Origin of the sequence: Kosakonia sp. H02 (genome assembly GCA_030704225.1) — a bacterium.
In the GTDB taxonomy this organism is placed as follows: domain Bacteria; phylum Pseudomonadota; class Gammaproteobacteria; order Enterobacterales; family Enterobacteriaceae; genus Kosakonia.
Genome location: CP131915.1, coordinates 682,907 through 706,712, shown reverse-complemented (window position 1 = coordinate 706,712; position 23,806 = coordinate 682,907). Strand labels below are relative to the sequence as shown.

The following is a 23,806-nucleotide window of genomic DNA, read 5'->3' as shown; positions in this document are numbered from 1 at the left end:
GATTAGTCGTCGCCTTTGAGTTTTTTACGCTCAACGTAGAGTGCTGCGGCTTCCCGTACGAAAGCGGCGCAGATCGTCGCGCTGTAACGGCTCTCCAGATCCCCGGCGATGTCCAGTAGCTCCTGTTTGCTTGAGCGGTACGGGCGCAGGGCGTTATAGATCTCGAGGATGCGATCGTCCGGGACGGCAGTCAGTTCGGCGGCGCGTTCAAAGTTTATTGCCAGCCTGTCGCGCCCGGCATCGCGGGCAATTGCTGCCTGGATGCGCAAGGTTTCCGGCGTGATACGCATATCCTGGGCAGTGATTTTTCCGCTCAGCACATTGGCGAGTGTCAGTTCGTCCAGGGTTTTGTTGGTGGCGGTTTTCACCCATTCCGGGTGTTTATTCGCCAGCGGATAGTCCTGTACTTTGGCCTGTTGCTGAGTGCCGCCCGGTGCGGGAGCCGCCGTGGCTGGCGTCGCGCCCTGTAGGCTGTTCATCCGGCTAAGCACATCGCGAACCATCGATTCAATAGCATCTGCATTCATGGTGTTGTCCTTTTAAAGCGCAACGCGCAGCTCTTGCGGGTTTTTACCCGTCACGACGTATTTGGTTTCTTTGATGTGCAAAATGGCCGACTTCGCCTGGTACTTCGGCCGCGCCATCTGATCGTTAAGCGTCGGTACCGGCTGCGGCGACTCGCGCTTGGCGTAGCGCGCGGCGTTTTTGCCAATTTGCCGGTAGGTTTCCAGCGTCAACAGCGGGGCCTGAGGGAATAGCTCAAGGTTTGAGAGCGGCGGCAGGCCTTGCTGGTGAATGACGGTGGTGCCTTTCGACTGAATGCCAATCGAGATCCCGGAACCGCTCAGGCGGTTGCCTTCGACGGCGACAAAAGCCACATCGGAGGATTTAAAGCAGCGAATAACCCGCGCTTTCACACCTTCCTCTTCGATCCCGGCAATCACTTCGCGCAGAATACTTTTGTGCGGTAAGCCAACAATGTTGACGGTCTGTGAGAGACCAAACGCCGGGCCGACGGCAATAATCACTTCATCCTGTTGCGTTCCCGGTTTGGCTTCGCCAACCTCCGTCAGAAAGCCGCCGTCTGCCGGGGCCGCAGCCGTTGGCACACGGTTGGTAGGGGCGCTGAACGAGACCGTTTTGTCACTGGTTGTCATCTCTGCCAGCACGTCTTCCACTATCTGACGCAGCAGCTTTTCATTGATTTCCATGCTTCACCTCTTAGCCCAGTTCGTTCGGATCGATGGCGGCCGGGATGTTTTTGATCTCTTCCCAGCGTTCGCCCTGTAGGCGATAGCCTGTTGCCGGACCCGCGTAATCATTGACATCGTTGACGGCCGACAGCACCTGACCGTCGCCAATGATGATGGCGGAGGTGTGCAGGTAATCCCCGGTGAGCTTGGCTTTCTGAATGTTGAGCATGTCCTGCGCGACATCGTTAAAGCCGCCTTGCGCCAGCGCTTTTACCACTTCCAGGCCGGTACGGTTTTTATTGATGATTTCCTGGGCGAACTTGATGTCTTCAACGATGTTGCGCTCCGGCATATCTTTCGAGCCGTGGGCGTAGGTCGCTGCTTCCACCTCCTCGTCAGTGATTGGCGGTAGCCCCATCCCGGCGAATACCGCTTGCAGTGCCCGCGCCGCTTTGTTGCGAATGGCAACCACATCCTCTTCACGCACCGGACGCAGGCCACCGTCGACTTTCAGATCGCGCTGCAACACGTTGTAGTCGTCAAAATCTTCCGCATCTTCGTTGGAGCCAGCGAACATGTTGTCGTAGTTCGGCACCGCCGAATAACCGGAGGAGATAAAGTCGGTACCGGGCAGGAACTGCATCAGCAGACGCGCGGTACGGCGCATATCTGAGTGGGTAAAGGTCTGGTCGTTACTGGAGGCGCATTCGAGATCCAGCGCTGAGCAGATCAGGTTTTCCGCCAGCACGGCGCGAATTCCCGACGGCACGGCAGAAGGGACGCCGATGCAGCTTACGGAGCCGTTTTGCAACCCCTGAACGCCCGCCGCTTTGGTGATGTAAATGCAGCGCGCCTCCAGATACAGCATTGATTTCCCTTCGGCGTAACCCATCTGTACTTCGGAGCCGGAACCGGAGGTGAAGCGCATCTTCAGCCCGCGCGACGCGTAAGAAGAGGCAAGAAAGCCTTTCGACCACGGCGTATCATCCCCGTCGGTAAACACCGGTTCTGTGCCGTAAACCGAGATGGTTTCTGCGTAGCAGGTATGGCCGAGCATACCGAGTTTCAGTTCGGTGGCTTCCTCCAGCGAGCACTGCGTTAGTACGCCAGGGCGGCCAACCTGTGAGCCGACCAGCAGCGCGATGGCGTTAAACGGCGCATAACGTGCAACGGCAACGGTGGTCTCTTGTTCGTCAAAACCGCGCCATGCGCCTTCAGCGGCATCGGCAGCAATCTGTACCGGGTTATCTTTGACGTTGGTGACGTGTGCTTGTTGTGACGGGGTGCGGCGGGCGCGCATTTTCTGCATCGCCATCATCATCTCTACCACGTTCATGTGCGACATCACTTCGACAATCTTCGCCGGCGTCATCGCCGTGGTCAGCGGCACGATGTCGCGGCGTTTGACGTTCGGATCGCACAGCATATTGGCGAGTTTCACCGAGTCCATCGCCATCACTTCTTCGGCGCGCTCAAGGTTGATACCGTAGCGGGCGATAAAGTGGTCAATCAGGTCGAACTCTTTGGCAGATTTACCGTCAAGTTCGGTGACCACGCCATTGACGATGCGAATGGAGGGTTTCGGATCGTTCGGGCTTTCCATTGCGATAAAGCCTTCTTCGATCCACTCCTTCACAAAGCCGTCCTGGTTAACAGGGCGTTTCGCCAGCGCTTCAAATCGTTTCGATCTCATGAAACAGCCTCACTGTTATCAGATGTAGGACGGGCGGTCGTTTTTCGGTTCTGCGCCCATCGTGCCGAGCACGGTTTTGCCGATTTCACGGGCGGAAATTACCGCCTGGCGTACCGCACCGGAGTCCCCGGAGATGATCAGAATCGCTTCGTTCGAGAAGCTGGTGCCGTTCGCCGGTGAGCTGTAAGCCACTACCTCCACATTGGCGGATTTCAGCGCGGTATCGGCCATCAACACGCCCACCGAGGCAGGTGCGCCCACGATCACGCCACAGGAGCGGCCAACCGGTGCGCCAAAGGCTTTTTCCAGCGCATAGCTGGCGCGGGCGGTGTATTGCAACTCGATGTGACCAGCGTCGTTGGCATAGACATCACCAAAGGTGCGATCCAGTTCTTTTAGCGCCACTTCCACCGCGCGCTTGACGTCGGAGACATCATTGCCGCCGAAAAGGATCAGCGAACCGTGACCGGCTCCGCCTTTGGTATCGCGCGGTAATTCAATGCTCACCACTTCGGTATTGGTGGCTTTCACCGCTTCGTCCGCCGCCATAATATGCGGGCCTGCGCCGGTGCGCGCCCCAAGGATGCCGATAGAGCGAAAACGCTTTTCCAGCTTCATTGCGTCGAGCAGCGCGCTATCTACGTTGGCAATCACCAGACCGACGGTGTCGCCGATAGCGGTGCCGACAAATTCCGTTAAACTGCAACTTTTTTCTGCCATAGCCGTCTCTCGTTTTATGTGGGTAACATCAGGGGAGGCCTGGGGCGCTGATACGCGCGCGACCACCTGAGCCATGATCTGTTCCACCAGCTCATTGCTGCTCATTGGCTAATTCCCTTCGGTAAGATTTTTTCAACATCGGTGTGCGGGCGCGGGATAACGTGTACGGCTTTCACTTCTCCCACCTGCGCGGCTGCGGCGGCACCGGCATCGGTTGCCGCTTTTACTGCGCCGACATCGCCGCGAACAATGACAGTGACCAGGCCAGAACCTATTTTTTCGTAGCCCACTAACATCACATTGGCGGATTTCACCATCGCGTCGGCGGCTTCAATCGCGGCAGTTAAGCCTTTGGTTTCCACCATTCCTAATGCTTCTTGTTGCATAAAAACCTCGATAAGGTTGACCTGATTTTTGGACTATACAAATAAGCGAGGAAAAAGAATGGCTGACTTGAAATTATGAGAAGGATTTCCTGGTGGTATAAAAACAATAAATTGTCATTTTAAAATTTAACTCACTGATTTTTATTTATTTTATTATTTTATGTGGATGGCAAATTCTTGCTTTTGTAATATCAGATTTACATTTTTAGGCGTGACAGAATAAATGCGAGGTGGTATTTGCGCGTGCGAAAAGATTCTGTGAGCAAGGCCGGAAAACCGAATAACAAAAATAACAAGAATGTGTTATCGCCGGTTACTTAATAATCGTGAAATAAATCATGCGTAATGCGGGAAATAACTATCCGACATAGCAAAAAATTGTCATCGCTAAACGACTTTTTAAGCATTTTTACCCGGAGGTTGCCAACACTTTTCGTCGGCACATTTCTATAGTGTGCGGCGTTGTACTCTGCCACCAGCTTCAGGAGTGCTGGTGAGGTTTGACTCTACCTGGAAGGTGACACAATGAATGATTCAATAAGGGCACAATGCATCGCCGAGTTTTTAGGCACCGGGCTGTTCCTGTTTTTCGGCATCGGTTGCCTGTGCGCCATGAAAGTGGCGGGTGCAACGCTTGGCCTGTGGGAAATTTGCATTATTTGGGGTTTGGGGATTTCTCTGGCGGTTTACCTGACAGCGGGCATTTCAGGTGCGCATCTCAACCCGGCAATCAGCATTGCACTGTGGTTGTTCGCCAGTTTCCCCGGTCGAAAAGTACTGCCCTATAGCCTGGCGCAAATCGCCGGCGGGTTTTGCGGGGCCGCGCTGGCTTACCTGTTGTACCGTAATCTGTTTCTTGAATACGAGGCCGCGCATCATCTGGTACGGGGCAGCATCGAAAGTCTGCAACTGGCGGCGATATTTTCGACTTATCCTGCTGCGGCATTGAATGTGTGGCAGGCGGCGCTGGTGGAAGTGATCATCACCTCGATTCTGATGGGGTTGATCATGGCGCTAACCGATGATGGCAACGGTGTGCCGCGCGGGCCGCTGGCACCGTTATTGATTGGCCTACTGGTGGCGGTGATCGGTGCGTCAATGGGGCCGTTGACCGGGTTTGCCATGAACCCGGCCCGTGATTTTGGACCGAAGCTGTTTATCTTCTTCGCCGGTTGGGGTGAAACAGCGATGACGGGCGGGCGCGACATTCCCTATTTTATTGTGCCGATCGTCGCGCCGATTATCGGTGCCTGTGGCGGCGCAGCCTGTTACCGCTATCTGATTGGTAAAAACTTACCGGGTCATAGCGGTGAGTTAAAAGAAAAACGGAGCTGATGTCAGGATCAACTGACAAAGAAACAGCTTGCAGCATAACGAATATAAATAGTGATCTGCTTTCCTGAATGCAATAAATCGCCTCCCAGGGATGGGAGACATTTGTTATCTTGATTTTTGTTTGGCGACGGTGATTATTAAAATTCGTTGTAAGAAGATCCTGAGTCGTAAACAAAATGCGTTGTTTATAACAATAAATTAAAATTCACTGAGAGGTTTTATCATGATTTCTGCGAGTACACTGAACTCCGAACTCATTAATAAAATCGCCCAGGATTTTGCTCAAGCCACCGGTCTGGCCGTTGTTGTGGTGAATATCCACGGCGAAGAGATCTCCGAGCTATTTAATTTCACCCCGTTCTGCCAGCGTATGCGACAGCATCCACAGCATAGTGTCCGCTGTCGTATGAGCGATCGCTGCGGCGGCTTTGAAGCCTCTAAATCAAACCAGCCCTGTATTTACCGCTGTCATGCCGGACTCACGGATTTCTCTATTCCGCTGGTGATTGCCGGGCATCTGGTGGGGTTTGTGCTGTGCGGGCAGGTGCGCCTGCGCGATAACAGCGGCGTGGAACTGGTGGATATTCTCAATATTGACGATCGCTGGCAGGCGGATCCGGTGCTGATGGATGCGTTCCATTCCGTGCCGGAAATGGATTATTCGCGGGTTATCGCCTCGGCGGATCTGTTGCAACTGATTGTCGAGAACTGCCTGAAAAAGCAGCTTAATTTTGTGGTGATTAAAGACCAGCAGCAGGCGTCTGAAGCGAGCCGTACGCCACGAAGCCAGGGGCCGCACGACAGCAAAATGAAGAAAGCGCTGCGCTATATCGACGCCCATCTGTCCGATGAACTGCGGCTGGAGGACGTTGCCGCGCACGTTTACCTCAGCCCTTACTACTTCAGCAAGCTGTTTAAAAAGTATCAGGGGATAGGCTTTAACGCATGGGTCAACCAACAACGCATGGTCAGCGCAAGGGAGATGCTCTGCCATAGCGACTGGAGCATTGCCAGTATCGCGCGCAATTTAGGGTTTTCGCAGACCAGCTATTTCTGCAAAGTATTCCGCCAGACTTATCAGGTTACGCCGCAGGCCTTCCGTTTGCAGAATAATGAAAACTATGACGGCGATTAAATTTTTAATGGCAATAAATTGTTATTTGAAACGGCAATAAGTTCTTTCTGAGGCCTTAATAGATAAGGCATTTGTAAAATGTCTGAGCAATAAATTGTCATGGCGCAACAAATTATTGTTCCTGCAAAGATAAACTGAACCAGTTTTTATTTCCCGGCTGCGATATAGTGCGTTCAGGGAAACATCACGGCGCATAAATACGAACCGTGATAAACAATCCGACAGGTTTCGCCACGATAATAGTGTGGTAGGGAAGGGGGTGAGAATCCCCCGCAGCCCCCGCTGCTGTGATGCTGACAACCCCGTATTCACCACTGATCGCAGGATCGGGAAGGACGGGTGAGGATGACGCTAAGCCAGAAGACCGACCTGATGGATCTCTATCAACAACTTCGGTGGGAAGTGGGTTGCTCAGAAGCGTACGGTCGAAAGACCGGGGAAACGCGCGTCCTGACTACATCTTTTCCACCCGTAACGGGGCTTCTGGAATGTCAGACTGGCGCAGCGCCTTTATTCTTGCCGGAACCGGCAGCGGCTGTGGGAAAACCACCGTCACGCTGGGGCTGCTTACGTTATTGCAGCGCTCAGGCTTGCGCGTGCAACCCTTCAAAGTCGGGCCGGACTACCTCGATAGCGCCTGGCACACCGCCGTTACCGGTGTTGCTTCCCGTAACCTCGACAGGTTTATGCTGCCAGCGCCCACCCTTAATGCCCTTTTTACTGAACACCTGCTCGCAGCCGATGTGGCCGTCATTGAAGGCGTGATGGGGCTTTATGATGGCTACGGTACCGACCCCCACTATTGCAGCAGCGCCGCGCTGGCAAAACAGCTCGGTATACCGGTCATCCTGCTGGTTGATGGCAAAGCCGTTTCCACCTCCATTGCCGCGACGGTCATGGGCTTTCAACATTTCGACCCGCAACTGCCCATTGCCGGGGTTATCGTCAATCGCGTCAACAGCGACACGCATTTCCAGTTGCTGAAACAGGCCATTGAACACTATTGCGACATCCCGGTTCTCGGCTATGTGCCGGTTGTCCCTGACATTGCGCTGCCGGAGCGCCACCTTGGGCTGGTCACTGCCCGCGAAACGGTAGTCGAAACCCAGCCCTGGCAAGCCTTTGCCGACCGCCTGGCGCAAACGCTTGATATTCACCGCTTGCTCTTGCTGACCCGGCTGGAAAAACTGCCCGCCGGTGAACTGCCGGTGTGCCCGTGCGAACAGGCAGGCGCGGGGCTGACGCTGGCAGTAGCCGATGACGAAGCCTTCAATTTCTACTACCCCGATAACCTGCAACTGCTGGAACGCGCGGGCGTGCGTATTGTGCGTTTTAGCCCGCTGCATGACCGCGAACTGCCCGATTGCCAGATGCTGTGGCTCGGCGGCGGCTATCCGGAATTGCATGCGCAAGCACTCTCTGCCAACCAGTCGATGCTGGGAGCCATCCGCCGCGCGCACCAGCGCGGCGTGGCAATTTACGCCGAATGCGGCGGCCTGATGTACCTCGGCGATACATTGTGCGATGCAGAAAATAACGAATGGCCGATGGTCGGCGTGATCCCAGGCCACAGCCGGATGGGTAAACGGCTGACCCGCTTTGGCTACTGCGAAGCCCGCGCCATGCAACAGACCTTGCTGGCCGCGCCTGGCGAAACGCTGCGCGGCCATGAGTTCCACTATTCGGACTTTGCCCCGCGCACAGAAGCCGTGCTGGATTGCCATAAAACCCGCGATGGCGAAGTGCTAAAGCGTTGGCAAGGCGGCTGGCAGGTCGGCAACACCTTTGCCAGTTATTTGCATCTTCACTTCGCCCAGCGCCCGCAGATGCTCAACCGTTGGTTTGCCGCTGCAAGGAGCGCCCAATGACGCTGCTTGCATGGGGGCTCGCTTTTTTGCTCGATCGCCTGCTCGGCGACCCGCCGCACTGGCCGCATCCGGTGCGCTGGATTGGCGCACTTATTACGCTGACTCAGCGCGCCGTGCGTAAGGTTTGCCACAGTGATACCGCGTTACGTATTGGCGGTGGGGGGATGTGGCTGCTGGTGGTTGGCATCAGCTGGTGTGTCGCCTGGGGTGTGCTGGCGCTGGCGAATGCCATACATCCCTGGTTTGGCTGGTGCGTGGAAGTGTGGATGATTTACACCACGCTTGCGACGCGCTGCCTGGCGGATATGGCGCGGGAAGTGGAAAAGGCGCTACGCCACGGAACCCTCGCCGAAAGCCGCGAAAAACTCGCCTGGATTGTCGGGCGCGACACCGCCCAGCTTGACTCACCGCAGATCACCCGCGCGGTGGTGGAAACGGTCGCGGAAAATACCGTCGATGGCGTCATCGCACCGCTGTTTTTTTTAATGCTCGGCGGTGCACCGCTGGCGATGGCTTACAAAGCAGTCAATACGCTGGATTCAATGGTCGGCTACAAACACGAAAAATACCGCGCCATCGGCATGGTCAGCGCGCGGCTTGATGACGTCGCCAACGTTATCCCGGCGCGCCTGAGTTGGTTGCTGCTTACTGTCGCGGCCTGGTGCTGTCGCCTCAACGCTCGCGAAGCCTGGCGGATCGGCTTTCGCGACCGGGGCAACCACAGCAGCCCTAACTGTGCATGGCCGGAAGGCACCGTCGCCGGAGCGCTCGGGGTACGTCTCGGCGGGCCAAATGACTACTTCGGCCAGCGCGTCGAGAAACCCTGGATTGGCGATGATCTCCGTCCGATAGCGGTGGATGACATTCCCCGAACCCTACGATTGATGTGGCTTGCCTGCACGCTGGCGCTGGCGCTGTTTGCACTGATGCGCTACACCCTGGCGGGAGCCTGAGGATGAAAGAGATGGATTACTTGCAGCAACCGCAGGCTATTGAAGCCAAAAGCTTTGTCATTATCGGCGAGATTATCCACGACACCCGCCCTGATTACCGCTTCACCAGCCCGCTGCACGAGGCGGTGACCAAACGCGTGATTCATACCACGGCGGATTTCGACTGGCTGGACATTCTCTGGTTCTCCGACGATGCGCTGCAAAGCCTGTGCACCGCCATCAAACGGGGTTGCACACTCTACACCGATACCACCATGGCGCTGTCGGGCATCAACAAAACATTGCTGGCGCAGTTCGGCGGCGAAGTGCGCTGCTATATCTCCGACCCGCGCGTGGTGCGCAAAGCTAAAGCCGAAGGCATGACCCGCTCGATGGCGGCGGTGGATCTGGCGCTCAGCGAAGCGGGGGAAAAAGTGTTTGTCTTTGGCAACGCGCCCACTGCGCTGTTCCGTCTGCTGGAGCACAACGTTCAGGTGAACGGCGTGGTGGGCGTGCCGGTCGGTTTTGTCGGCGCGGCGGAGTCAAAAGAGGCGCTGGTCGCGAGCGGTTTACCGGCCATTGCTGCGCGTGGGCGCAAAGGCGGCAGTAATGTGGCGGCGGCAATCATCAATGCGCTGCTCTACAGCCTGCGGGAGGCGCAATGAGCGAGCAGGCCTTCGACGATCCGGTGTGGCACAACGGCAAAGCGCTGCGCAAGGGTTACACCACCGGCTCCTGCGCCACGGCGGCGGCGAAAGTCGCGGCGCTGATGGTGCTACGCCAGCACATTATTCACCAGGTCTCAATTGTTACCCCGTCCGGCGTCACGCTGCGCCTGAACGTTGAATCGCCGCACATCGAAGGCCAACAGGGCATCGCCGCAATCCGCAAAGACGGTGGGGACGATGTCGATGCCACCCACGGCATGCTGATTTTTGCCCGCGTTACCCTCACCGACGATGGCGAGATAACTCTGCGCGGCGGCGTTGGCGTTGGCACCGTCACACGTAAAGGCATTGGCCTGGCGGTGGGTGAAGCGGCTATTAACCGCACTCCGCGTCAGACTATCGAGGCCGCCGTGCGCGAGGTGATTGGCCCGACGCGCGGTGCGCAGGTGGAGATTTTCGCCCCGGAAGGGGAAGAGCGGGCAAAGAAAACGTACAACAGCAGGCTCGGCATTCTGGGCGGTATCTCCATTATTGGCACCACCGGCATTGTTACGCCGATGTCGGAAGAGAGCTGGAAACGCTCGCTGGCGATGGAGTTGGAGCTAAAACGCGCCGCCGGGCTGGAGCGGGTGATCCTCGTGCCGGGTAACCACGGCGAGCGTTTTGTGCGTGAGCAACTGGGCGTCTCCGGCGAGCTGGTGGTCACCATGAGTAACTTTGTCGGCTACATGATTGAAGAAGCGGTGCGCCTCGGTTACCGGCAGATTGTGCTGGTCGGTCACCCCGGCAAACTGGTGAAAATCGCCGCCGGTATCTTTCACACCCACAGCCATATCGCCGATGCGCGCATGGAAACGCTGGTGGCGCATCTCGCGCTGCTTGGCGCGCCGCATGACGTGCTGCTGGCGATCAGCGAGTGCGACACCACTGAAGCGGCGATGGAGCATATCGACGCCGCTGGTTTCAGCCATCTTTACGACCACCTGGCGCGGCGCATCTGCCTGCGCATTGAGCAGATGCTGCGCTTTACCAAAACCCCGCCGCAATGCGACGCCATTATGTTCTCGTTTGATAACAACGTACTGGGTGCGAACCGCCCGGTCGCGGCGATAGCCCGGGAGTTGCAATGCTGACCGTAGCCGGGATGGGGCCGGGCAACCTCGCGCTGATGACGCCGATGGCGCTGGAGGCGGTCGCGCAGGCCGAGGTGTTGGTGGGCGGAAAACGCCACCTGGCGCAGTTCCCGGACTTTGCAGGCGAGATCAAAACTCTCGACGCCGATATCCCCGGTTTGCTGGCGTGGCTTGAGCCACAGCATGCGCGGCGCGTGGTGGTGCTGGCTTCCGGTGACCCGCTGTTTTACGGCATCGGCAGCCGACTGGTGGCGCATTTCGGTATGCAGCGGGTGCGCATTATTCCCGGCATCAGCGCTGTGCAATATCTCTGCTCGCGCACCGGTATCGATATGAATGATATCTGGCTTACCAGCAGCCACGGGCGGGAAGTGGATTTTGCGGCACTGGCGAACGCGTCGAAAGTGGCGATGGTGACCGACGCGCGCTGCGGGCCAAAAGCGATTGCCGACGCGCTGATAGCCCGCAGCGCAGCGCATCGCTGGCTGGTGATTGGCGAAAATCTCGGCATGGACAATGAGCGCATTCACTGGTTGCGCCCGGCGGATGTTCAGGCGCAATACGACATGAATGTGGTGGTGATCCTCAATGAAAGATGAGCTGTTTAAACGCACAGAAAAAGTCCCGATGACCAAAGAGGCGGTGCGCGCGCTGGCGCTGTCGAAACTGCAATTACACCAGGCCCGTCACTTGATTGATATTGGCGCGGGTACCGGCAGTGTCTGCATCGAAGCGGCAAAAATGTACCCAGAATTACAGGTCACCGCCATTGAGCGCAGCCCGGCGGCGCTGGGTGTGCTGGAAGAAAACTGCCTGCACTTTAACTGTCGCAACATCGCCATAGTTCCCGGCGTTGCGCCGCTGTTTGTCGGCCAGCCTGCGGATGCGGTGTTTATGGGTGGTAGCGGTGGCAATCTCACACAACTGATTGACTGGTCGCTGGCGCAGCTTAACCCCGGCGGTCGGCTGGTGATGACCTTTATCTTGCAGGAAAACCTCAGCGCCGCGCTGGCGCACCTCGCAAGCCGTGACGTTGCCGCGCTCGACTGCCAGCAGCTTCAGGTCTCGTTGCTGACGCAGCTCGGTAGCGGCCACTACTTCAAACCCCATAACCCCGTTTTTTTGCTTTCCTGCGAAAAGGAGAACTCCCATGGCTGACAACAGCGGGACACAGGTCTGGTTTGTCGGAGCCGGGCCGGGCGACAGGGAGTTAATCACCCTGAAAGGCTACCGTCTGCTACAGCAGGCGCAGGTGGTTATCTACGCCGGGTCGCTTATCAATACCGAACTGCTGGCGTATTGCCCTCCTGATGCCGCGTGTCACGACAGCGCCGAACTGCACCTGGAGCAAATCATCGATTTGATGGCGGCTGGCGTGAAGGCCGGGAAAATCGTAGTGCGCCTGCAAACCGGCGATGTTTCGCTGTATGGCTCGGTACGCGAGCAGGGCGAAGAGCTGACCCGGCGCGGCATCCGCTGGCAAGTGGTGCCCGGCGTGAGTGCATTTCTCGGCGCGGCGGCGGAGCTGGGCGTTGAGTACACCGTGCCGGAAGTGTCGCAGAGCCTGATTATCACGCGGCTGGAAGGGCGCACTCCGGTGCCGCCGCGCGAGCAGCTGGAGTCGTTTGCCAGCCACCAGACCTCGATGGCGATTTACCTCTCGGTGCAGCGCATCCACCGCGTGGCGGAGCGGCTTATCGACGGCGGCTATCCGCCAGAGACGCCGGTGGCGGTGATTTATAAAGCGACCTGGCCCGGGAGCCAGACGGTACGCGGGACGCTGGCGGATATCGGCGACAAGGTGCGCGAAGCGGGCATTCGCAAAACCGCGCTGATCCTCGTTGGCGCGTTTCTCGGCGAGGAGTACCACTACTCGCGGCTCTATGCGGCGGACTTTAGCCATGAATACCGTAAAGCCTGAATCCATCGCGCTGTTTTGCCTGACGCCGGGCGGCGTGGCGCTGGCGAGACGTCTGAAACAGGCGCTGCCGATGACCTGTTTCACCAGTGAAAAACTGCTGAGCGACGGTTTTCAGCCCTTCGAAGGCGGCTTTGCTCAGACTCTGCGCGACGCCTTCAGCAACTTCTCGGCGGTGGTGTTTATCGGCGCGACGGGCATTGCGGTACGCATTATTGCCCCGCTGGTGAATGACAAGTTTATCGACCCGGCGGTGATCGTGATTGATGAACGCGGTCAGCATGTCATCAGCCTGCTCTCCGGGCATTACGGCGGGGCCAATGCGCTGGCGCGTTATCTGGCAGGCGTGCTCGACGCCGACCCGGTGATCACCACGGCCACCGACGTTAACGAGCTGGCGGCGCTGGACACGCTGGCAAGCCAGCTTGATGCGCGCATGGAGGATTTTCGCCCGGCGGTAAAGACCATCAACCACATGCTGGTAAGCGGTAAACGCATCGGCCTGTGGTGTGAAGCGCCAATGCGCAGTGAACTGGCGAGTTGCGATACGCGCGGCTTCGTGGCGGTGGCGTCTCTCGATGCGCTGCCGGAACTGGATGCGCTGGTTTGCGTGACCACGCAGGCACAACTGCCGCCGCTTGCGCTACCGGTGTTCAAGCTGGTGCCGAAACGTGTGGTCGCGGGGATTGGCTGTCGGCGCGATACGCCGTTTGCCCTGTTATCGGCGTTGCTGCACCGCCAGATGCAGACACAGGCGTTCGATCCGCTGGCGCTGCGGGCGATTGGCAGCATCAGCTTAAAGCAGGACGAACAAGGGCTTCGGCAACTGGCGCAGTCGCTGCGGGTACCGTTTGAAATCTTTAGCGCGCAGGCGCTGCGTCAGCATGAACACCATTTTCCCGCATCCGACTTTGTGCGGCACACCGCCGGTGTCGGCAGCGTTTCCGGCCCGGCAGCATGGCTAATGAGCCAGGGGCAACTGGTTGGTGAGACTCTGCGCGAGCAGGGCGTGACGATAACTTTGGGAGTATCACACTGATGTTAACGGTAATAGGGATTGGCCCAGGTTCACAGGCGATGATGACCATGGAAGCCATTGACGCGCTCCAGGCGGCGGATATTGTCGTCGGTTACAAAACCTACACCCACCTGGTAAAAGCGTTTACCGGCGATAAGCAGGTGATCAAAACCGGCATGTGCAAAGAGATTGAGCGCTGTCAGGCGGCCATTGAACTGGCGCAGGCCGGGCATAACGTGGCGCTTATCAGCAGTGGTGACGCAGGGATTTACGGCATGGCCGGGCTGGTGCTGGAGCTGGTGGGGAAACAGAAACTGGATGTCGAGGTGCGGCTGGTGCCGGGCATGACCGCCAGTATCGCCGCTGCTGCGCTGCTCGGCGCGCCGCTGATGCATGACTTTTGTCATATCAGCCTGAGCGACCTGATGACGCCGTGGCCGGTCATTGAAAAACGCATCGTTGCCGCCGGCGAAGCAGACTTTGTGATTTGCTTCTACAACCCGCGCAGCCGCGGCCGGGAAGGCCATCTGGCACGGGCGTTTGAACTGCTGGCTACCAGTAAACGCGCCGATACGCCGGTCGGAGTGGTGAAATCTGCCGGGCGTAAAAAAGAGGAGAAATGGCTGACGACCCTTGGCGAGATGGATTTTGCACCGGTGGATATGACAAGCCTGGTGATTGTCGGCAATCGCGCGACCTGTGTGCAAAACGGCCTGATGATCACCCCGCGAGGCTACACCCTGTGACAGGGGGCGCGGTTCTGGTCATCGGCGGCACCAGCGATGCGCGGCAAATCTGCCAGCAGCTCGATAACGCTGGCGTGGATTACACGCTATCGGTGGCAACGCCAACCGGGGCGCAAATGGTGGGCGATATTCGCGGCCAGGTGCGTTGCGGGCGCCTGGAGCCGGGCGAGATGATCGCCTGGCTGCAACAGCATCGCACCCGCTGGGTGATTGATGCCTCGCATCCCTATGCCGATATTGTCAGCCGCAATATTGCGGCTGCCTGCCAACAGACGCAGGTGCTGCTTAGCCGTTACCAGCGCCCGGAGCAGCAGCCGGATCTCATCCATCCGTTGTTGTTTTATGTCGCGACGCTGGAGGAGGCCTGCGAAACCGCACAGCGCCTGGGCGAGCGCATTTTGCTCACCACCGGCAGTAAAGAGCTGGCGCGCTGGCGTGCGGGGTTGCCCGGCAAAACTCTGCTGGCGCGCGTGTTACCAGTGCCGGACGTCGTTGCGCAGTGTGCCGGACTCGGTTTCGGCGTCGGCGAGATCCTCGCGCTATGCGGCCCGTTTAGCGCCGAATTCAATGCCGCAATGTATCGCCAGTACCGCGTCGAGGTGATGGTGACCAAAGCCTCCGGGGCGGAAGGGGGATATCTGGAAAAAGTGCAGCCTGCGCTTGATGCCGGCATCCCATGCATTGTGATTGCCCGCCCGCAGCCTGCGGTCACGGGGGAAGAACTACTGGAGAGCCAGGAAGCCTTTGCGCGGCGGTTACGGCGCTGGCTGGCAACACAGTGAGGAGATGAACATGAAGAAAGCCCTTCTGGTGGTGAGCTTTGGCACCAGCTATCACGACACCTGTGAGAAAAACATTGTCGCCTGCGAACGCGAACTGGCGGCCAGTTGCCCGGATCGCACCCTGTTTCGTGCGTTCACCTCCGGGATGATCATCCGCAAGCTGAAACAGCGCGACAATCTGCATATCGATACGCCGCCTGAAGCCCTGCAAAAGCTGGCCGACGCCGGGTATCAGGATGTGGCGATCCAGTCGCTACACATTATTAACGGCGACGAATATGAAAAAATCGTTCGCGAAGTGCAGAGCCTGCGCCTGCTGTTCCAGCGGCTGGTGATCGGCGCGCCGCTGCTTAGCAGCCATGAAGATTACCTGCAATTGATGCAGGCGCTCTCCCGCCAGATGCCGCAGGTTGCGCCGAATGAGCGCGTGGTATTTATGGGCCACGGCGCCAGCCACCACGCCTTTGCTGCCTATGCCTGCCTTGACCATATGATGGCCGTACACCGTTTCCCGGCGCGCGTTGGCGCGGTGGAAAGCTACCCGGAAATCGATATCGTCATCGACAGCCTGCGCCAGGAAGGCGTCAAAGCGGTACACCTGATGCCGCTGATGCTGGTGGCAGGTGATCACGCCATCAACGACATGGCCTCTGACGAAGCGGATTCGTGGAAGACCCGGTTTACACGCGCCGGTATTGCCGCCACGCCGTGGCTGCAAGGCCTGGGCGAAAACGCGGCTATCCGCGCGATGTTTGTTGCGCACCTGCAACAGGCTCTGGCACACAACATGGAGGCCGCAGCATGAGTGGCAAACTCTACGCCATCAGCACCGGGCCGGGTGCCGCCGATCTTATCACCGTTCGCGGTGCGCGGATCCTTGGCAAGCTCGATGTGCTCTACGCCCCGGCCGGGCGCAAAGGCGGCGACAGCCTGGCGCTCTCTATCGTGCGCGAGTACCTCGGTGAGCACACCGACGTGCGCTGCTGCCACTTCCCGATGAGCGCCGACAGTGCGAAAAAAGTGGTGGTATGGGATGAAGTTGCCCGCGCGCTGGATACTGAAGTGCAGGCCGGCAAACAGGTCGGCTTTATTACCCTTGGTGATGCAATGCTGTTCAGCACCTGGGTGTTCTTGCTGCAACGCTTACCAGACCCGGAAAATGTGGAGATTGTCCCCGGTGTGACCTCATTCGCGGCTATTGCCGCGCGGGCACAAACCCCGCTGGCAATGGAGCAACACTCTTTGGCGGTGGTCTCCTGTACCGCGCCAGCGAGCGATATCCTCCAGGCACTGGCGCAACACGACAGCCTGGTGCTGATGAAAGTCTATGGCCGGTTTGCGCAGATCAAAGGGCTGCTTGACGACGCGGGGCTACTCGATTGCGCCCTGATGATGGCGGAAGCCACGCTGCCCGGCGAACAGTGCTGGCGGCAACTTCGCGAGGTCAGTGACGACCAGCCGCTGCCCTATTTTTCAACCATTCTGGTGAATAAGCAGTGGGGGAAGGTATGAAAGAACAATTACTCAAACAGCTCTCTTTTAGCGGGCTGGCGGCGGCGTTGCTGCTGATGGTGGTGCCGCAGGACGCCTTCGCGATGCACATTATGGAAGGCTTTTTGCCGCCGATGTGGGCGCTGGCCTGGTGGGTGCTGTTTCTGCCGTGCCTGTGGTACGGGCTGGTGCGCCTGCGCCGCATTGTGGCGGAAGATAACAACCAGAAAGTGCTGCTGGCGCTGTGCGGCGCGTTTATTTTTGTCCTCTCGGCGTTGAAAATCCCGTCGGTGACCGGCAGTTGCTCGCACCCGACCGGTGTGGGCTTAGCGGTGATCCTGTTTGGCCCCGGCGTGGTGGCGCTGCTTGGCGCAATCGTATTGTTGTTCCAGGCGCTGCTGTTAGCACACGGCGGTTTAACCACGCTCGGTGCTAATGGCATGTCGATGGCGGTGATTGGCCCGGTAGTGGGTTATATGGTGTGGAAACTGGCCTGTCGCGCCGGGTTTCGTCGCGATATTGCCGTCTTTTTGTGCGCGATGCTGGCGGACCTGGTGACCTACTTTGTCACCTCCGTGCAGCTTGGTGTCGCCTTCCCGGACCCGCAAAGCGGCGCAACCGGCTCGATCGTCAAATTTATGGGCATCTTCTGCCTGACGCAAATTCCGATAGCCATCGCCGAAGGGCTACTGACGGTGATGATTTACGACCAGCTCACCAAACGACAGCTGATTACCGCACAGGGGCATTGACATGAAAAAGACACTGATTCTGCTGGCGATGGTGATCGCATTAGTGATCCTGCCGTTCTTTATCAATCACGGTGGCGAATATGGCGGCTCCGACGGGGAAGCCGAAAGCCAGATCCAGGTTGTCGCGCCCCATTACCAGCCGTGGTTCCAGCCGCTGTATGAACCGGCAAGCGGCGAAATCGAAAGCCTGCTGTTTACCTTGCAGGGCTCGATTGGCGCGGCGGTGATTTTTTACATCCTGGGTTATATGAAAGGCAGACAGCGTGATAGCGAACGGTCTTGACCGCCTGAGCTACCAGAGCCGCTGGTTTTCCGTTGCACCCGAGCGGAAGTTTTTTTGCTGGCTGCTGATGATGGTGCTGGCCTTTTCCCTGCCGCCCGTCGGGCAGGGGATATTGCTGGTGCTGCTGGCGGCGTTTACCTGCTGGCTGCTGCGCGTCTCGTTCTGGCGCTGGCTGCGCTGGATGGCGCTCCCGATGGGCTTTTTGCTGATTGGCGTGGTGACCATCCTGTTTAGCTTCACGCGCGAACCGCAGCAGCTATTGGTTAGCGTGCAGATTGGCAGCGTCTGGCTGGGCGTCACGCCACAAGGGTTGGCGGCGGCGAACAGTACGCTGTGGCGCAGCCTTGCAGCACTCTCTGCCACGTTCTGGCTGGTGCTTAATCTGCCTTTCCCGCAACTGATCGTGCTGCTCAAACGCGCTCACGTGCCGCGCCTGCTGACGGAGCAAATCCTGCTCACCTGGCGGTTTATCTTTATTTTGCTGGAAGAGGCGGCGGCGATTCACCGCGCGCAGACGTTGCGTTTTGGTTACCGCACTTTGCCGCAGGGTTACCATTCGCTTGCGATGCTGGTGAGCCTGCTGTTTACCCGCGTGTTGCTGCGCTACAAAGCGATGGCGACGACGCTGGATGTCAAACTTTATCAGGGTGATTTTCACCTGTAAGGATGTTGCATGCTGGTCACCGATAACCTGTGGTTCAGTTACCAGGATGAACCGACGCTCAAAGGGTTAACGCTCGATTTTTCTCAACAGCCGGTGACCGGGCTGGTGGGCGCCAACGGCTGCGGCAAATCAACGCTGTTTATGAACCTCTGCGGTATTTTGCGCCCGCAAAAAGGTGCAGTGCGCTGGCAGGGCAAAGGGCTTGATTACAGTAAGCGCGGGCTGCTGGCGCTGCGCCAGCAGATAACCACCGTTTTTCAGGATCCCGACCAGCAAATTTTCTATACCGATATCGACAGCGATATTGCGTTTAGCCTGCGCAATATTGGCGTGCCGGAAGCGGAAATTGCGCGTCGCGTTGACGATGCGTTAACGCTTGTGGATGCGCAATCTTTTCGCCATCAGCCGATTCAGTGCCTGAGCCACGGGCAAAAAAAGCGGGTGGCTATCGCCGGTGCCCTGGTGTTGCAGGCACAATACCTGCTGCTCGATGAACCGACCGCCGGGCTGGATCCCGCGGGTCGCGCGCAGATGATGCACATCATTCGCCGCATTGTCGCACAGGGCAATCATGTGGTGATTTCCAGCCACGACATTGATTTAATCTATGAAATCTGTGACGCGGTGTATGTGTTGCATCACGGTGAACTGCTGACTCACGGCACGCCTGGCGAGGTGTTCGCCCGCCGGGCGTTAATGGAAGAGGCCGGGCTGACGCAGCCGTGGCTGGTCAAACTGCACAGCGAGCTGGGGTTGCCGTTGTGCAAAAGCGAAGACGAATTTTATGCCCGCATGCGGGCGATGCCGGTTAAGGAGGCGTCATGACGCAGGCCATTATGCTGCAAGGAACCGCCTCGGACGTGGGCAAAAGCGTTCTGGTGGCGGGGTTGTGCCGTATCTTTCACCAGGACGGATTGAAAACCGCACCGTTTAAATCACAAAACATGGCGCTGAATTCCGGCATCACACCGGACGGCCAGGAGATGGGCCGCGCGCAGATTTTTCAGGCCGAAGCAGCGGGCATTTTGCCGGACGTGCGCATGAATCCGGTGCTGCTAAAACCCACCAGCGATCGTAAAGCGCAGGTGGTGTTGATGGGCAAAGTCGCCAGCGATATGGACGCGGTAAGCTATCACGACTACAAACCGCGTTTGCGCCAGCAAATTATCAGCGTCTATCAAAGCCTGGCGCAGGAGTATGACGCGCTGGTGCTCGAAGGGGCGGGCAGCCCGGCAGAGATCAATCTGCGTGACCGCGATATCGTCAATATGGGGATGGCGGAAATGGCCGGTTGCCCGGTCATTCTGGTGGCGGATATCGATCGCGGTGGTGTGTTTGCTGCGATTTACGGCACGCTGGCGCTGTTGCAGGAACACGAGCGCTGGCGGGTGAAAGGGGTGATCATCAATAAATTTCGCGGCGACGTTGCGCTCCTCACGCCCGGCATCAAACAGATTGAAGACCTCACCGGCGTGCCAGTGATTGGCGTGATGCCGTGGCTGGAGGTTGATCTCGAAGATGAAGATGGCGTGGCGTTGCAGCGCGGTAAATACCAGCGCACCGGCGAACGCGCCATCGATATCGCTGTGGTCCAGTTGCCGCATATTTCTAACTTTACCGATTTCAACGCGCTCGCCGCCCAGCCGGATGTGCGTGTGCATTACGTTCGCTCGCCTGACGAGTTGCAGTCTGCCGACCTGATTATTCTGCCGGGAAGCAAAAATACCCTGGGTGATTTAACCTGGCTGCGCGAAAGCGGGCTGGCGAAAGCGGTGATCGACGGTCACCGCGCGGGCGTGCCGGTGTTTGGCATCTGCGGCGGTTACCAGATGCTCGGCGAAACGATTATTGATGAGGTGGAATCGGGGCTTGGGCAGATGCCGGGGCTGGGGCTGCTCGATACCGTCACGCGGTTCGCGACGGATAAAACGACCACCCTTGTCGAGGCGAACATGCAGGAGTCTCTCCCCGGCTGGATGCAGGGCTGCGGCGGCATAGGGCTGCGCGGGTATGAGATTCATATGGGAGAAACCACCTTGCGCAGCGGCTGTCGCCCGGCGCTGTGGCTGCAAAAAGCGGGGCAGCGCGTGGCCGACGGCGCGGTTAGCGAAGATGGCCTGGTGTTCGGCACCTATCTGCACGGTTTGTTCGACAGCGATGCATTTACCCGCGCGGTGATTAACGGCCTGCGCCAGCGCAAAGGCTTGCCTGCGCTTGATATCACGCTCGATTATGCCGACTACAAAGCGCAGCAGTTTGATATCCTTGCCGACGCCATGCGCAAGCATGTGGACATTCATCGTATTTATCAGATTATGCAGCAACATCAGGAGCCGGCATGTTAACCCTTGTCACCGGCGGTGCGCGCAGTGGCAAAAGCCGCCACGCCGAATCGCTGGTCAACCACGCGCAACGCGTGTTGTATATCGCCACCTCGCAAATCGTTGACGACGAGATGGCGGCGCGTATTCAGCATCACCGCGATAGCCGCCCGGCGCACTGGCGCACCGAAGAGCGCTGGCAGCAACTTAGCGAGATCATCACGCCACATAATGATCGTCATGAAGCGGTGCTGCTGGAGTGCATTACCACGCTGGTCACCAATCTGTTATTTGCTTCTGGCGCAGGAGACGACCCGGATAACTGGGATTACGCCGCGCTGGAAGCACAGGTGCAGAATGAGATAGAGGCGCTGATCGCAGCCTGCTTTGTCTGCCCGTCACCGGTGGTGCTGGTGACCAATGAAGTGGGCATGGGGATCGTGCCTGAAAACCGCCTGGCGCGGCACTTTCGCGATATTGCCGGGCGCGTTAACCAGCGTCTGGCGCAGGCCGCCGATGAGGTCTGGCTGGTGGTGAGCGGGATTGGAGTCAAAATCAAATGATCAAGTTGTTCTTCGCCACGCTGTCGTTTATCAGCCGTTTGCCGGTGCCTGGCCGTTGGGTGCAGGGGCTGGATGTCGCTGATTATGTGCGCGGTATTATCACCTTTCCGCTGGTTGGGCTGCTGCTCGGCGCGCTAAGTGGCAGCGTACTGGTGATTCTGCAACCCTGGTGCGGCGTACCGCTGGCGGCGCTGTTTGGCGTGCTCGCGCTGGCGCTGCTGACCGGTGGTTTTCATCTTGATGGCCTGGCCGACACCTGCGACGGCGTGTTTTCCGCCCGCAGGCGCGAGCGGATGCTTGAAATCATGCGCGACAGCCGCCTCGGCACTCACGGTGGGCTGGCGCTGGTGTTTGTGCTGGTGGCGAAAATCCTTACCCTTAGCGAGCTGCAACTGCGCGACACACCGATGATCGCCGCGCTGGCGGCGGCCTGTGCGGTCGGGCGCGGCTGCTCGGTGCTGTTGATGTTCGGTCACCGCTACGCCCGGGAAGAAGGGCTGGGGAATCTGTTTATCGGTAAAGTCACCGGCAAAGATACGCTGATTACGCTGCTCATCACCGCGCTGGTGGTGGCAGGGCTGCTGGGGATAAAAGGCGTTATTGCGCTGCTGGTGACGATGCTGTTGATCTTTGCGCTCGGCGGGATGCTCAAGCGCACCCTCGGCGGGCAGACCGGGGACACGCTGGGCGCGGCAATTGAGCTTGGCGAACTGATTTTTCTTCTGGCGCTGTTATAAACAGCCCGCAACATAACGAGAAACAGCATGCAGACATTAACGGCATTACTGGCAGGTATCCCCGCGCCCGATGACGAGGCGATGGCAAACGCACAGCGTCACCTGGATGGTTTACTGAAACCCGTTGGCAGCCTCGGGCGGCTGGAAGCGCTGGCGGTGCAACTGGCGGGCATGCCGGGTTTGCACGGCGCGCCGGAGGTGGGCGAAAAGGCGATTATCGTGCTGTGCGCCGATCACGGCGTCTGGCATGAAGGCGTGGCGGTGTCGCCGCAGGTGGTGACGGCCATTCAGGCGGCAAATATGACCCGGGCAACCACCGGCGTGTGCGTGCTGGCGGCGCAGGCCGGGGCGAAAGTGCATGTGCTGGATGTTGGCATCGACGCCGATCCGATTCCAGGGCTTATCAATATGAAAGTCGCGCGCGGCAGCGGCAATATCGCTACCGGACCGGCGATGAGCCCGGAGCAGGCACAGGAACTGCTGCTGGAGACGGTGCGCTATACCCGCGAACTGGCGACACATGGTGTGAAGCTGTTTGGCGTCGGTGAATTAGGCATGGCGAACACCACGCCAGCAGCGGCGATAGTTAGCGTACTCACCGGTGAAGAACCTGAATCTGTTGTGGGTATCGGCGCAAATCTGCCGGAAAGCCTGCTTGGGCATAAAGCCCGGGTGGTGCGCAAAGCAATTGCCGTTAATCAGCCTGATGCGACCGATGGCCTGGATGTGCTGGCGAAAGTCGGCGGTTACGACTTGTTGGGAATGACCGGCGTGATATTGGGTGCTGCGTCCTGCGGTTTACCGGTGGTGCTGGATGGTTTTCTCTCTTATGCCTCGGCGCTGGCGGCGTGTCGCATTGCGCCACAGGTGAAACCCTATTTGGTTCCGTCGCATCTTTCCGCCGAAAAAGGGGCGCGGATCGCGCTCGAACACCTGGGCCTTGATCCCTATCTCAATATGGGGATGCGCTTAGGTGAGGGCAGCGGCGCGGCGCTGGCGATGCAACTGGTGGATGCGGCATGCGCCATCTATAACCAGATGGGAACGCTGGCGGGGAGCAATATTGTGTTGCCGGAGACGAAATAGATTTTTGCCGGATGGCAACTCACGCTTCCTGTTGCATCACCTGCAACAGCGTATCCAGCAAGCCCGGGAAGCAGATATCCAAATCTTCCCGGCGCAGCGAAATCATATTTTCTCGCCCCTGCGGGCGCTGCCATACCACGCCGCTGTCGCGCAATACGCGCCAGTGGTGCGTCATGGTGGATTTCGCCACATCCTGCGGGCGCAGCGATTTGCAGCTCAGTTCACTGCCATCGGCAAGGCGCTTGATTATTGCAAGACGCAGGGGATTGCCGAGGGCAAAGAGCACATTTTCCAGGCGAAATTGCTCACGTTCGGGGTGGTTAGCGATCATACTGTTCCTGTGTGGGCGATTGCGCTGCTTACGCAAGCAGCGGCCGTACTA

The 23,806-nt window shown here is 58.3% G+C and carries 28 protein-coding genes and 1 riboswitch; of the genes, 22 read left to right on the top strand and 6 right to left on the bottom strand.

The window, feature by feature from the left end; translation table 11 throughout:
- Positions 1 to 2: 2 nt before the first annotated feature.
- From pduE to pduA, 5 genes are read right to left on the bottom strand one after another with little or no spacing between them, the layout of a single operon-like run.
- Positions 3 to 527 carry a propanediol dehydratase small subunit PduE gene (gene pduE, locus Q5705_03465; GenBank protein ID WLI77629.1) on the bottom strand — a complete coding sequence of 175 codons (525 nt, stop codon included), beginning with the start codon at positions 525 to 527 and terminating at the stop codon, positions 3 to 5.
- Positions 528 to 539: 12 nt separating this feature from the next.
- Positions 540 to 1,211, bottom strand: a complete 672-nt coding sequence (gene pduD, locus Q5705_03460; protein WLI77628.1) for a propanediol dehydratase medium subunit PduD — start codon at positions 1,209 to 1,211, stop codon at positions 540 to 542.
- A 10-nt stretch (positions 1,212 to 1,221) separates the two neighbouring features.
- Positions 1,222 to 2,886: a propanediol dehydratase large subunit PduC gene (pduC, locus tag Q5705_03455; protein ID WLI77627.1), complete on the bottom strand. Its 1,665-nt coding sequence runs from the start codon at positions 2,884 to 2,886 to the stop codon at positions 1,222 to 1,224.
- Between the two features lie 18 nt (positions 2,887 to 2,904).
- Positions 2,905 to 3,711 (bottom strand): propanediol utilization microcompartment protein PduB, encoded by an 807-nt coding sequence (gene pduB / locus Q5705_03450; protein ID WLI77626.1) that lies wholly within the window; start codon positions 3,709 to 3,711, stop codon positions 2,905 to 2,907.
- A complete protein-coding gene (gene pduA / locus Q5705_03445) occupies positions 3,708 to 3,992 on the bottom strand; it encodes a propanediol utilization microcompartment protein PduA (GenBank protein ID WLI77625.1) in 285 nt (94 codons plus the stop codon). The genes pduB and pduA overlap by 4 nt, the downstream gene beginning before the upstream one ends.
- 525 nt (positions 3,993 to 4,517) lie before the next feature.
- Between pduA and pduF the strand changes: the two genes are divergently transcribed.
- The 22 genes from pduF to cobT all read left to right on the top strand — a co-directional run bounded on the left by pduF (position 4,518) and on the right by cobT (position 23,424).
- Positions 4,518 to 5,327, top strand: a complete 810-nt coding sequence (pduF, locus tag Q5705_03440) for a propanediol diffusion facilitator PduF (protein WLI77624.1) — start codon at positions 4,518 to 4,520, stop codon at positions 5,325 to 5,327.
- A 223-nt stretch (positions 5,328 to 5,550) separates the two neighbouring features.
- Positions 5,551 to 6,462, top strand: coding sequence for a regulatory protein PocR (gene pocR / locus Q5705_03435; protein WLI77623.1), 912 nt, complete (start codon positions 5,551 to 5,553; stop codon positions 6,460 to 6,462).
- A gap of 206 nt (positions 6,463 to 6,668) precedes the next feature.
- Positions 6,669 to 6,850, top strand: a riboswitch (cobalamin riboswitch).
- Between the two features lie 100 nt (positions 6,851 to 6,950).
- On the top strand, positions 6,951 to 8,330 hold the full coding sequence (locus tag Q5705_03430; protein ID WLI77622.1) for a cobyrinate a,c-diamide synthase: 1,380 nt from the start codon (positions 6,951 to 6,953) through the stop codon (positions 8,328 to 8,330).
- Positions 8,327 to 9,283: an adenosylcobinamide-phosphate synthase CbiB gene (gene cbiB / locus Q5705_03425; GenBank protein WLI77621.1), complete on the top strand. Its 957-nt coding sequence runs from the start codon at positions 8,327 to 8,329 to the stop codon at positions 9,281 to 9,283. The genes Q5705_03430 and cbiB overlap by 4 nt, the downstream gene beginning before the upstream one ends.
- Positions 9,284 to 9,294: 11 nt before the next feature.
- Entirely contained in the window at positions 9,295 to 9,927 is a 633-nt protein-coding gene (locus tag Q5705_03420) for a cobalt-precorrin-8 methylmutase (protein WLI78957.1), read from the top strand.
- Positions 9,924 to 11,063, top strand: coding sequence for a cobalt-precorrin-5B (C(1))-methyltransferase CbiD (gene cbiD / locus Q5705_03415; GenBank protein WLI77620.1), 1,140 nt, complete (start codon positions 9,924 to 9,926; stop codon positions 11,061 to 11,063). Before Q5705_03420 ends, cbiD begins: the two co-directional genes overlap by 4 nt.
- Positions 11,057 to 11,662 (top strand): precorrin-6y C5,15-methyltransferase (decarboxylating) subunit CbiE, encoded by a 606-nt coding sequence (gene cbiE / locus Q5705_03410; GenBank protein WLI77619.1) that lies wholly within the window; start codon positions 11,057 to 11,059, stop codon positions 11,660 to 11,662. The genes cbiD and cbiE overlap by 7 nt, the downstream gene beginning before the upstream one ends.
- Positions 11,652 to 12,221: a decarboxylating cobalt-precorrin-6B (C(15))-methyltransferase gene (locus Q5705_03405; protein ID WLI77618.1), complete on the top strand. Its 570-nt coding sequence runs from the start codon at positions 11,652 to 11,654 to the stop codon at positions 12,219 to 12,221. Before cbiE ends, Q5705_03405 begins: the two co-directional genes overlap by 11 nt.
- Positions 12,214 to 12,984 (top strand): cobalt-precorrin-4 methyltransferase, encoded by a 771-nt coding sequence (locus tag Q5705_03400; protein ID WLI77617.1) that lies wholly within the window; start codon positions 12,214 to 12,216, stop codon positions 12,982 to 12,984. Before Q5705_03405 ends, Q5705_03400 begins: the two co-directional genes overlap by 8 nt.
- Positions 12,965 to 14,020 carry a cobalt-precorrin 5A hydrolase gene (gene cbiG, locus Q5705_03395; GenBank protein WLI77616.1) on the top strand — a complete coding sequence of 352 codons (1,056 nt, stop codon included), beginning with the start codon at positions 12,965 to 12,967 and terminating at the stop codon, positions 14,018 to 14,020. Before Q5705_03400 ends, cbiG begins: the two co-directional genes overlap by 20 nt.
- Complete coding sequence (locus tag Q5705_03390) at positions 14,020 to 14,745, top strand: precorrin-3B C(17)-methyltransferase (protein ID WLI77615.1); 726 nt, start codon at positions 14,020 to 14,022, stop codon at positions 14,743 to 14,745. The genes cbiG and Q5705_03390 overlap by 1 nt, the downstream gene beginning before the upstream one ends.
- Complete coding sequence (locus Q5705_03385) at positions 14,742 to 15,527, top strand: cobalt-precorrin-6A reductase (GenBank protein ID WLI77614.1); 786 nt, start codon at positions 14,742 to 14,744, stop codon at positions 15,525 to 15,527. The genes Q5705_03390 and Q5705_03385 overlap by 4 nt, the downstream gene beginning before the upstream one ends.
- A 10-nt stretch (positions 15,528 to 15,537) precedes the next feature.
- Positions 15,538 to 16,332: a sirohydrochlorin cobaltochelatase gene (locus Q5705_03380; protein WLI77613.1), complete on the top strand. Its 795-nt coding sequence runs from the start codon at positions 15,538 to 15,540 to the stop codon at positions 16,330 to 16,332.
- Entirely contained in the window at positions 16,329 to 17,039 is a 711-nt protein-coding gene (locus Q5705_03375) for a cobalt-factor II C(20)-methyltransferase (protein ID WLI77612.1), read from the top strand. Before Q5705_03380 ends, Q5705_03375 begins: the two co-directional genes overlap by 4 nt.
- Positions 17,036 to 17,770 carry a cobalt ECF transporter S component CbiM gene (gene cbiM / locus Q5705_03370; protein ID WLI77611.1) on the top strand — a complete coding sequence of 245 codons (735 nt, stop codon included), beginning with the start codon at positions 17,036 to 17,038 and terminating at the stop codon, positions 17,768 to 17,770. Before Q5705_03375 ends, cbiM begins: the two co-directional genes overlap by 4 nt.
- Before the next feature lies 1 nt (position 17,771).
- Positions 17,772 to 18,053 carry an energy-coupling factor ABC transporter substrate-binding protein gene (locus Q5705_03365; GenBank protein ID WLI77610.1) on the top strand — a complete coding sequence of 94 codons (282 nt, stop codon included), beginning with the start codon at positions 17,772 to 17,774 and terminating at the stop codon, positions 18,051 to 18,053.
- On the top strand, positions 18,037 to 18,717 hold the full coding sequence (locus tag Q5705_03360; protein WLI78956.1) for an energy-coupling factor ABC transporter transmembrane protein: 681 nt from the start codon (positions 18,037 to 18,039) through the stop codon (positions 18,715 to 18,717). Before Q5705_03365 ends, Q5705_03360 begins: the two co-directional genes overlap by 17 nt.
- A 9-nt stretch (positions 18,718 to 18,726) precedes the next feature.
- Positions 18,727 to 19,542 (top strand): energy-coupling factor ABC transporter ATP-binding protein, encoded by an 816-nt coding sequence (locus tag Q5705_03355; protein ID WLI77609.1) that lies wholly within the window; start codon positions 18,727 to 18,729, stop codon positions 19,540 to 19,542.
- On the top strand, positions 19,539 to 21,062 hold the full coding sequence (locus tag Q5705_03350; GenBank protein WLI77608.1) for a cobyric acid synthase: 1,524 nt from the start codon (positions 19,539 to 19,541) through the stop codon (positions 21,060 to 21,062). The genes Q5705_03355 and Q5705_03350 overlap by 4 nt, the downstream gene beginning before the upstream one ends.
- Positions 21,056 to 21,601, top strand: coding sequence for a bifunctional adenosylcobinamide kinase/adenosylcobinamide-phosphate guanylyltransferase (gene cobU, locus Q5705_03345; GenBank protein WLI77607.1), 546 nt, complete (start codon positions 21,056 to 21,058; stop codon positions 21,599 to 21,601). Before Q5705_03350 ends, cobU begins: the two co-directional genes overlap by 7 nt.
- The gene (gene cobS, locus Q5705_03340; GenBank protein WLI77606.1) at positions 21,598 to 22,338 is read left to right on the top strand and encodes an adenosylcobinamide-GDP ribazoletransferase; all 741 of its coding nucleotides are present in this window, start codon (positions 21,598 to 21,600) and stop codon (positions 22,336 to 22,338) included. The genes cobU and cobS overlap by 4 nt, the downstream gene beginning before the upstream one ends.
- 27 nt (positions 22,339 to 22,365) lie before the next feature.
- Entirely contained in the window at positions 22,366 to 23,424 is a 1,059-nt protein-coding gene (gene cobT / locus Q5705_03335; GenBank protein ID WLI77605.1) for a nicotinate-nucleotide--dimethylbenzimidazole phosphoribosyltransferase, read from the top strand.
- A 19-nt stretch (positions 23,425 to 23,443) separates the two neighbouring features.
- Here the strand turns inward: cobT and Q5705_03330 are convergent, their stop codons facing one another.
- The gene (locus tag Q5705_03330) at positions 23,444 to 23,755 is read right to left on the bottom strand and encodes a helix-turn-helix domain-containing protein (protein WLI77604.1); all 312 of its coding nucleotides are present in this window, start codon (positions 23,753 to 23,755) and stop codon (positions 23,444 to 23,446) included.
- Positions 23,756 to 23,806: the final 51 nt, after the last annotated feature.

Bases quoted from the DNA above. Each gene is read 5' to 3' on its own strand.
- pduE (WLI77629.1), bottom strand. From the start codon at position 527: ATGAATGCAGATGCTATTGAATCGATGGTTCGCGATGTGCTTAGCCGG.
- pduD (WLI77628.1), bottom strand. From the start codon at position 1,211: ATGGAAATCAATGAAAAGCTGCTGCGTCAGATAGTGGAAGACGTGCTG.
- pduC (WLI77627.1), bottom strand. From the start codon at position 2,886: ATGAGATCGAAACGATTTGAAGCGCTGGCGAAACGCCCTGTTAACCAG.
- pduB (WLI77626.1), bottom strand. From the start codon at position 3,711: ATGAGCAGCAATGAGCTGGTGGAACAGATCATGGCTCAGGTGGTCGCG.
- pduA (WLI77625.1), bottom strand. From the start codon at position 3,992: ATGCAACAAGAAGCATTAGGAATGGTGGAAACCAAAGGCTTAACTGCC.
- pduF (WLI77624.1), top strand. From the start codon at position 4,518: ATGAATGATTCAATAAGGGCACAATGCATCGCCGAGTTTTTAGGCACC.
- pocR (WLI77623.1), top strand. From the start codon at position 5,551: ATGATTTCTGCGAGTACACTGAACTCCGAACTCATTAATAAAATCGCC.
- Q5705_03430 (WLI77622.1), top strand. From the start codon at position 6,951: ATGTCAGACTGGCGCAGCGCCTTTATTCTTGCCGGAACCGGCAGCGGC.
- cbiB (WLI77621.1), top strand. From the start codon at position 8,327: ATGACGCTGCTTGCATGGGGGCTCGCTTTTTTGCTCGATCGCCTGCTC.
- Q5705_03420 (WLI78957.1), top strand. From the start codon at position 9,295: ATGGATTACTTGCAGCAACCGCAGGCTATTGAAGCCAAAAGCTTTGTC.
- cbiD (WLI77620.1), top strand. From the start codon at position 9,924: ATGAGCGAGCAGGCCTTCGACGATCCGGTGTGGCACAACGGCAAAGCG.
- cbiE (WLI77619.1), top strand. From the start codon at position 11,057: ATGCTGACCGTAGCCGGGATGGGGCCGGGCAACCTCGCGCTGATGACG.
- Q5705_03405 (WLI77618.1), top strand. From the start codon at position 11,652: ATGAAAGATGAGCTGTTTAAACGCACAGAAAAAGTCCCGATGACCAAA.
- Q5705_03400 (WLI77617.1), top strand. From the start codon at position 12,214: ATGGCTGACAACAGCGGGACACAGGTCTGGTTTGTCGGAGCCGGGCCG.
- cbiG (WLI77616.1), top strand. From the start codon at position 12,965: ATGAATACCGTAAAGCCTGAATCCATCGCGCTGTTTTGCCTGACGCCG.
- Q5705_03390 (WLI77615.1), top strand. From the start codon at position 14,020: ATGTTAACGGTAATAGGGATTGGCCCAGGTTCACAGGCGATGATGACC.
- Q5705_03380 (WLI77613.1), top strand. From the start codon at position 15,538: ATGAAGAAAGCCCTTCTGGTGGTGAGCTTTGGCACCAGCTATCACGAC.
- Q5705_03375 (WLI77612.1), top strand. From the start codon at position 16,329: ATGAGTGGCAAACTCTACGCCATCAGCACCGGGCCGGGTGCCGCCGAT.
- cbiM (WLI77611.1), top strand. From the start codon at position 17,036: ATGAAAGAACAATTACTCAAACAGCTCTCTTTTAGCGGGCTGGCGGCG.
- Q5705_03365 (WLI77610.1), top strand. From the start codon at position 17,772: ATGAAAAAGACACTGATTCTGCTGGCGATGGTGATCGCATTAGTGATC.
- Q5705_03355 (WLI77609.1), top strand. From the start codon at position 18,727: ATGCTGGTCACCGATAACCTGTGGTTCAGTTACCAGGATGAACCGACG.
- Q5705_03350 (WLI77608.1), top strand. From the start codon at position 19,539: ATGACGCAGGCCATTATGCTGCAAGGAACCGCCTCGGACGTGGGCAAA.
- cobU (WLI77607.1), top strand. From the start codon at position 21,056: ATGTTAACCCTTGTCACCGGCGGTGCGCGCAGTGGCAAAAGCCGCCAC.
- cobS (WLI77606.1), top strand. From the start codon at position 21,598: ATGATCAAGTTGTTCTTCGCCACGCTGTCGTTTATCAGCCGTTTGCCG.
- cobT (WLI77605.1), top strand. From the start codon at position 22,366: ATGCAGACATTAACGGCATTACTGGCAGGTATCCCCGCGCCCGATGAC.
- Q5705_03330 (WLI77604.1), bottom strand. From the start codon at position 23,755: ATGATCGCTAACCACCCCGAACGTGAGCAATTTCGCCTGGAAAATGTG.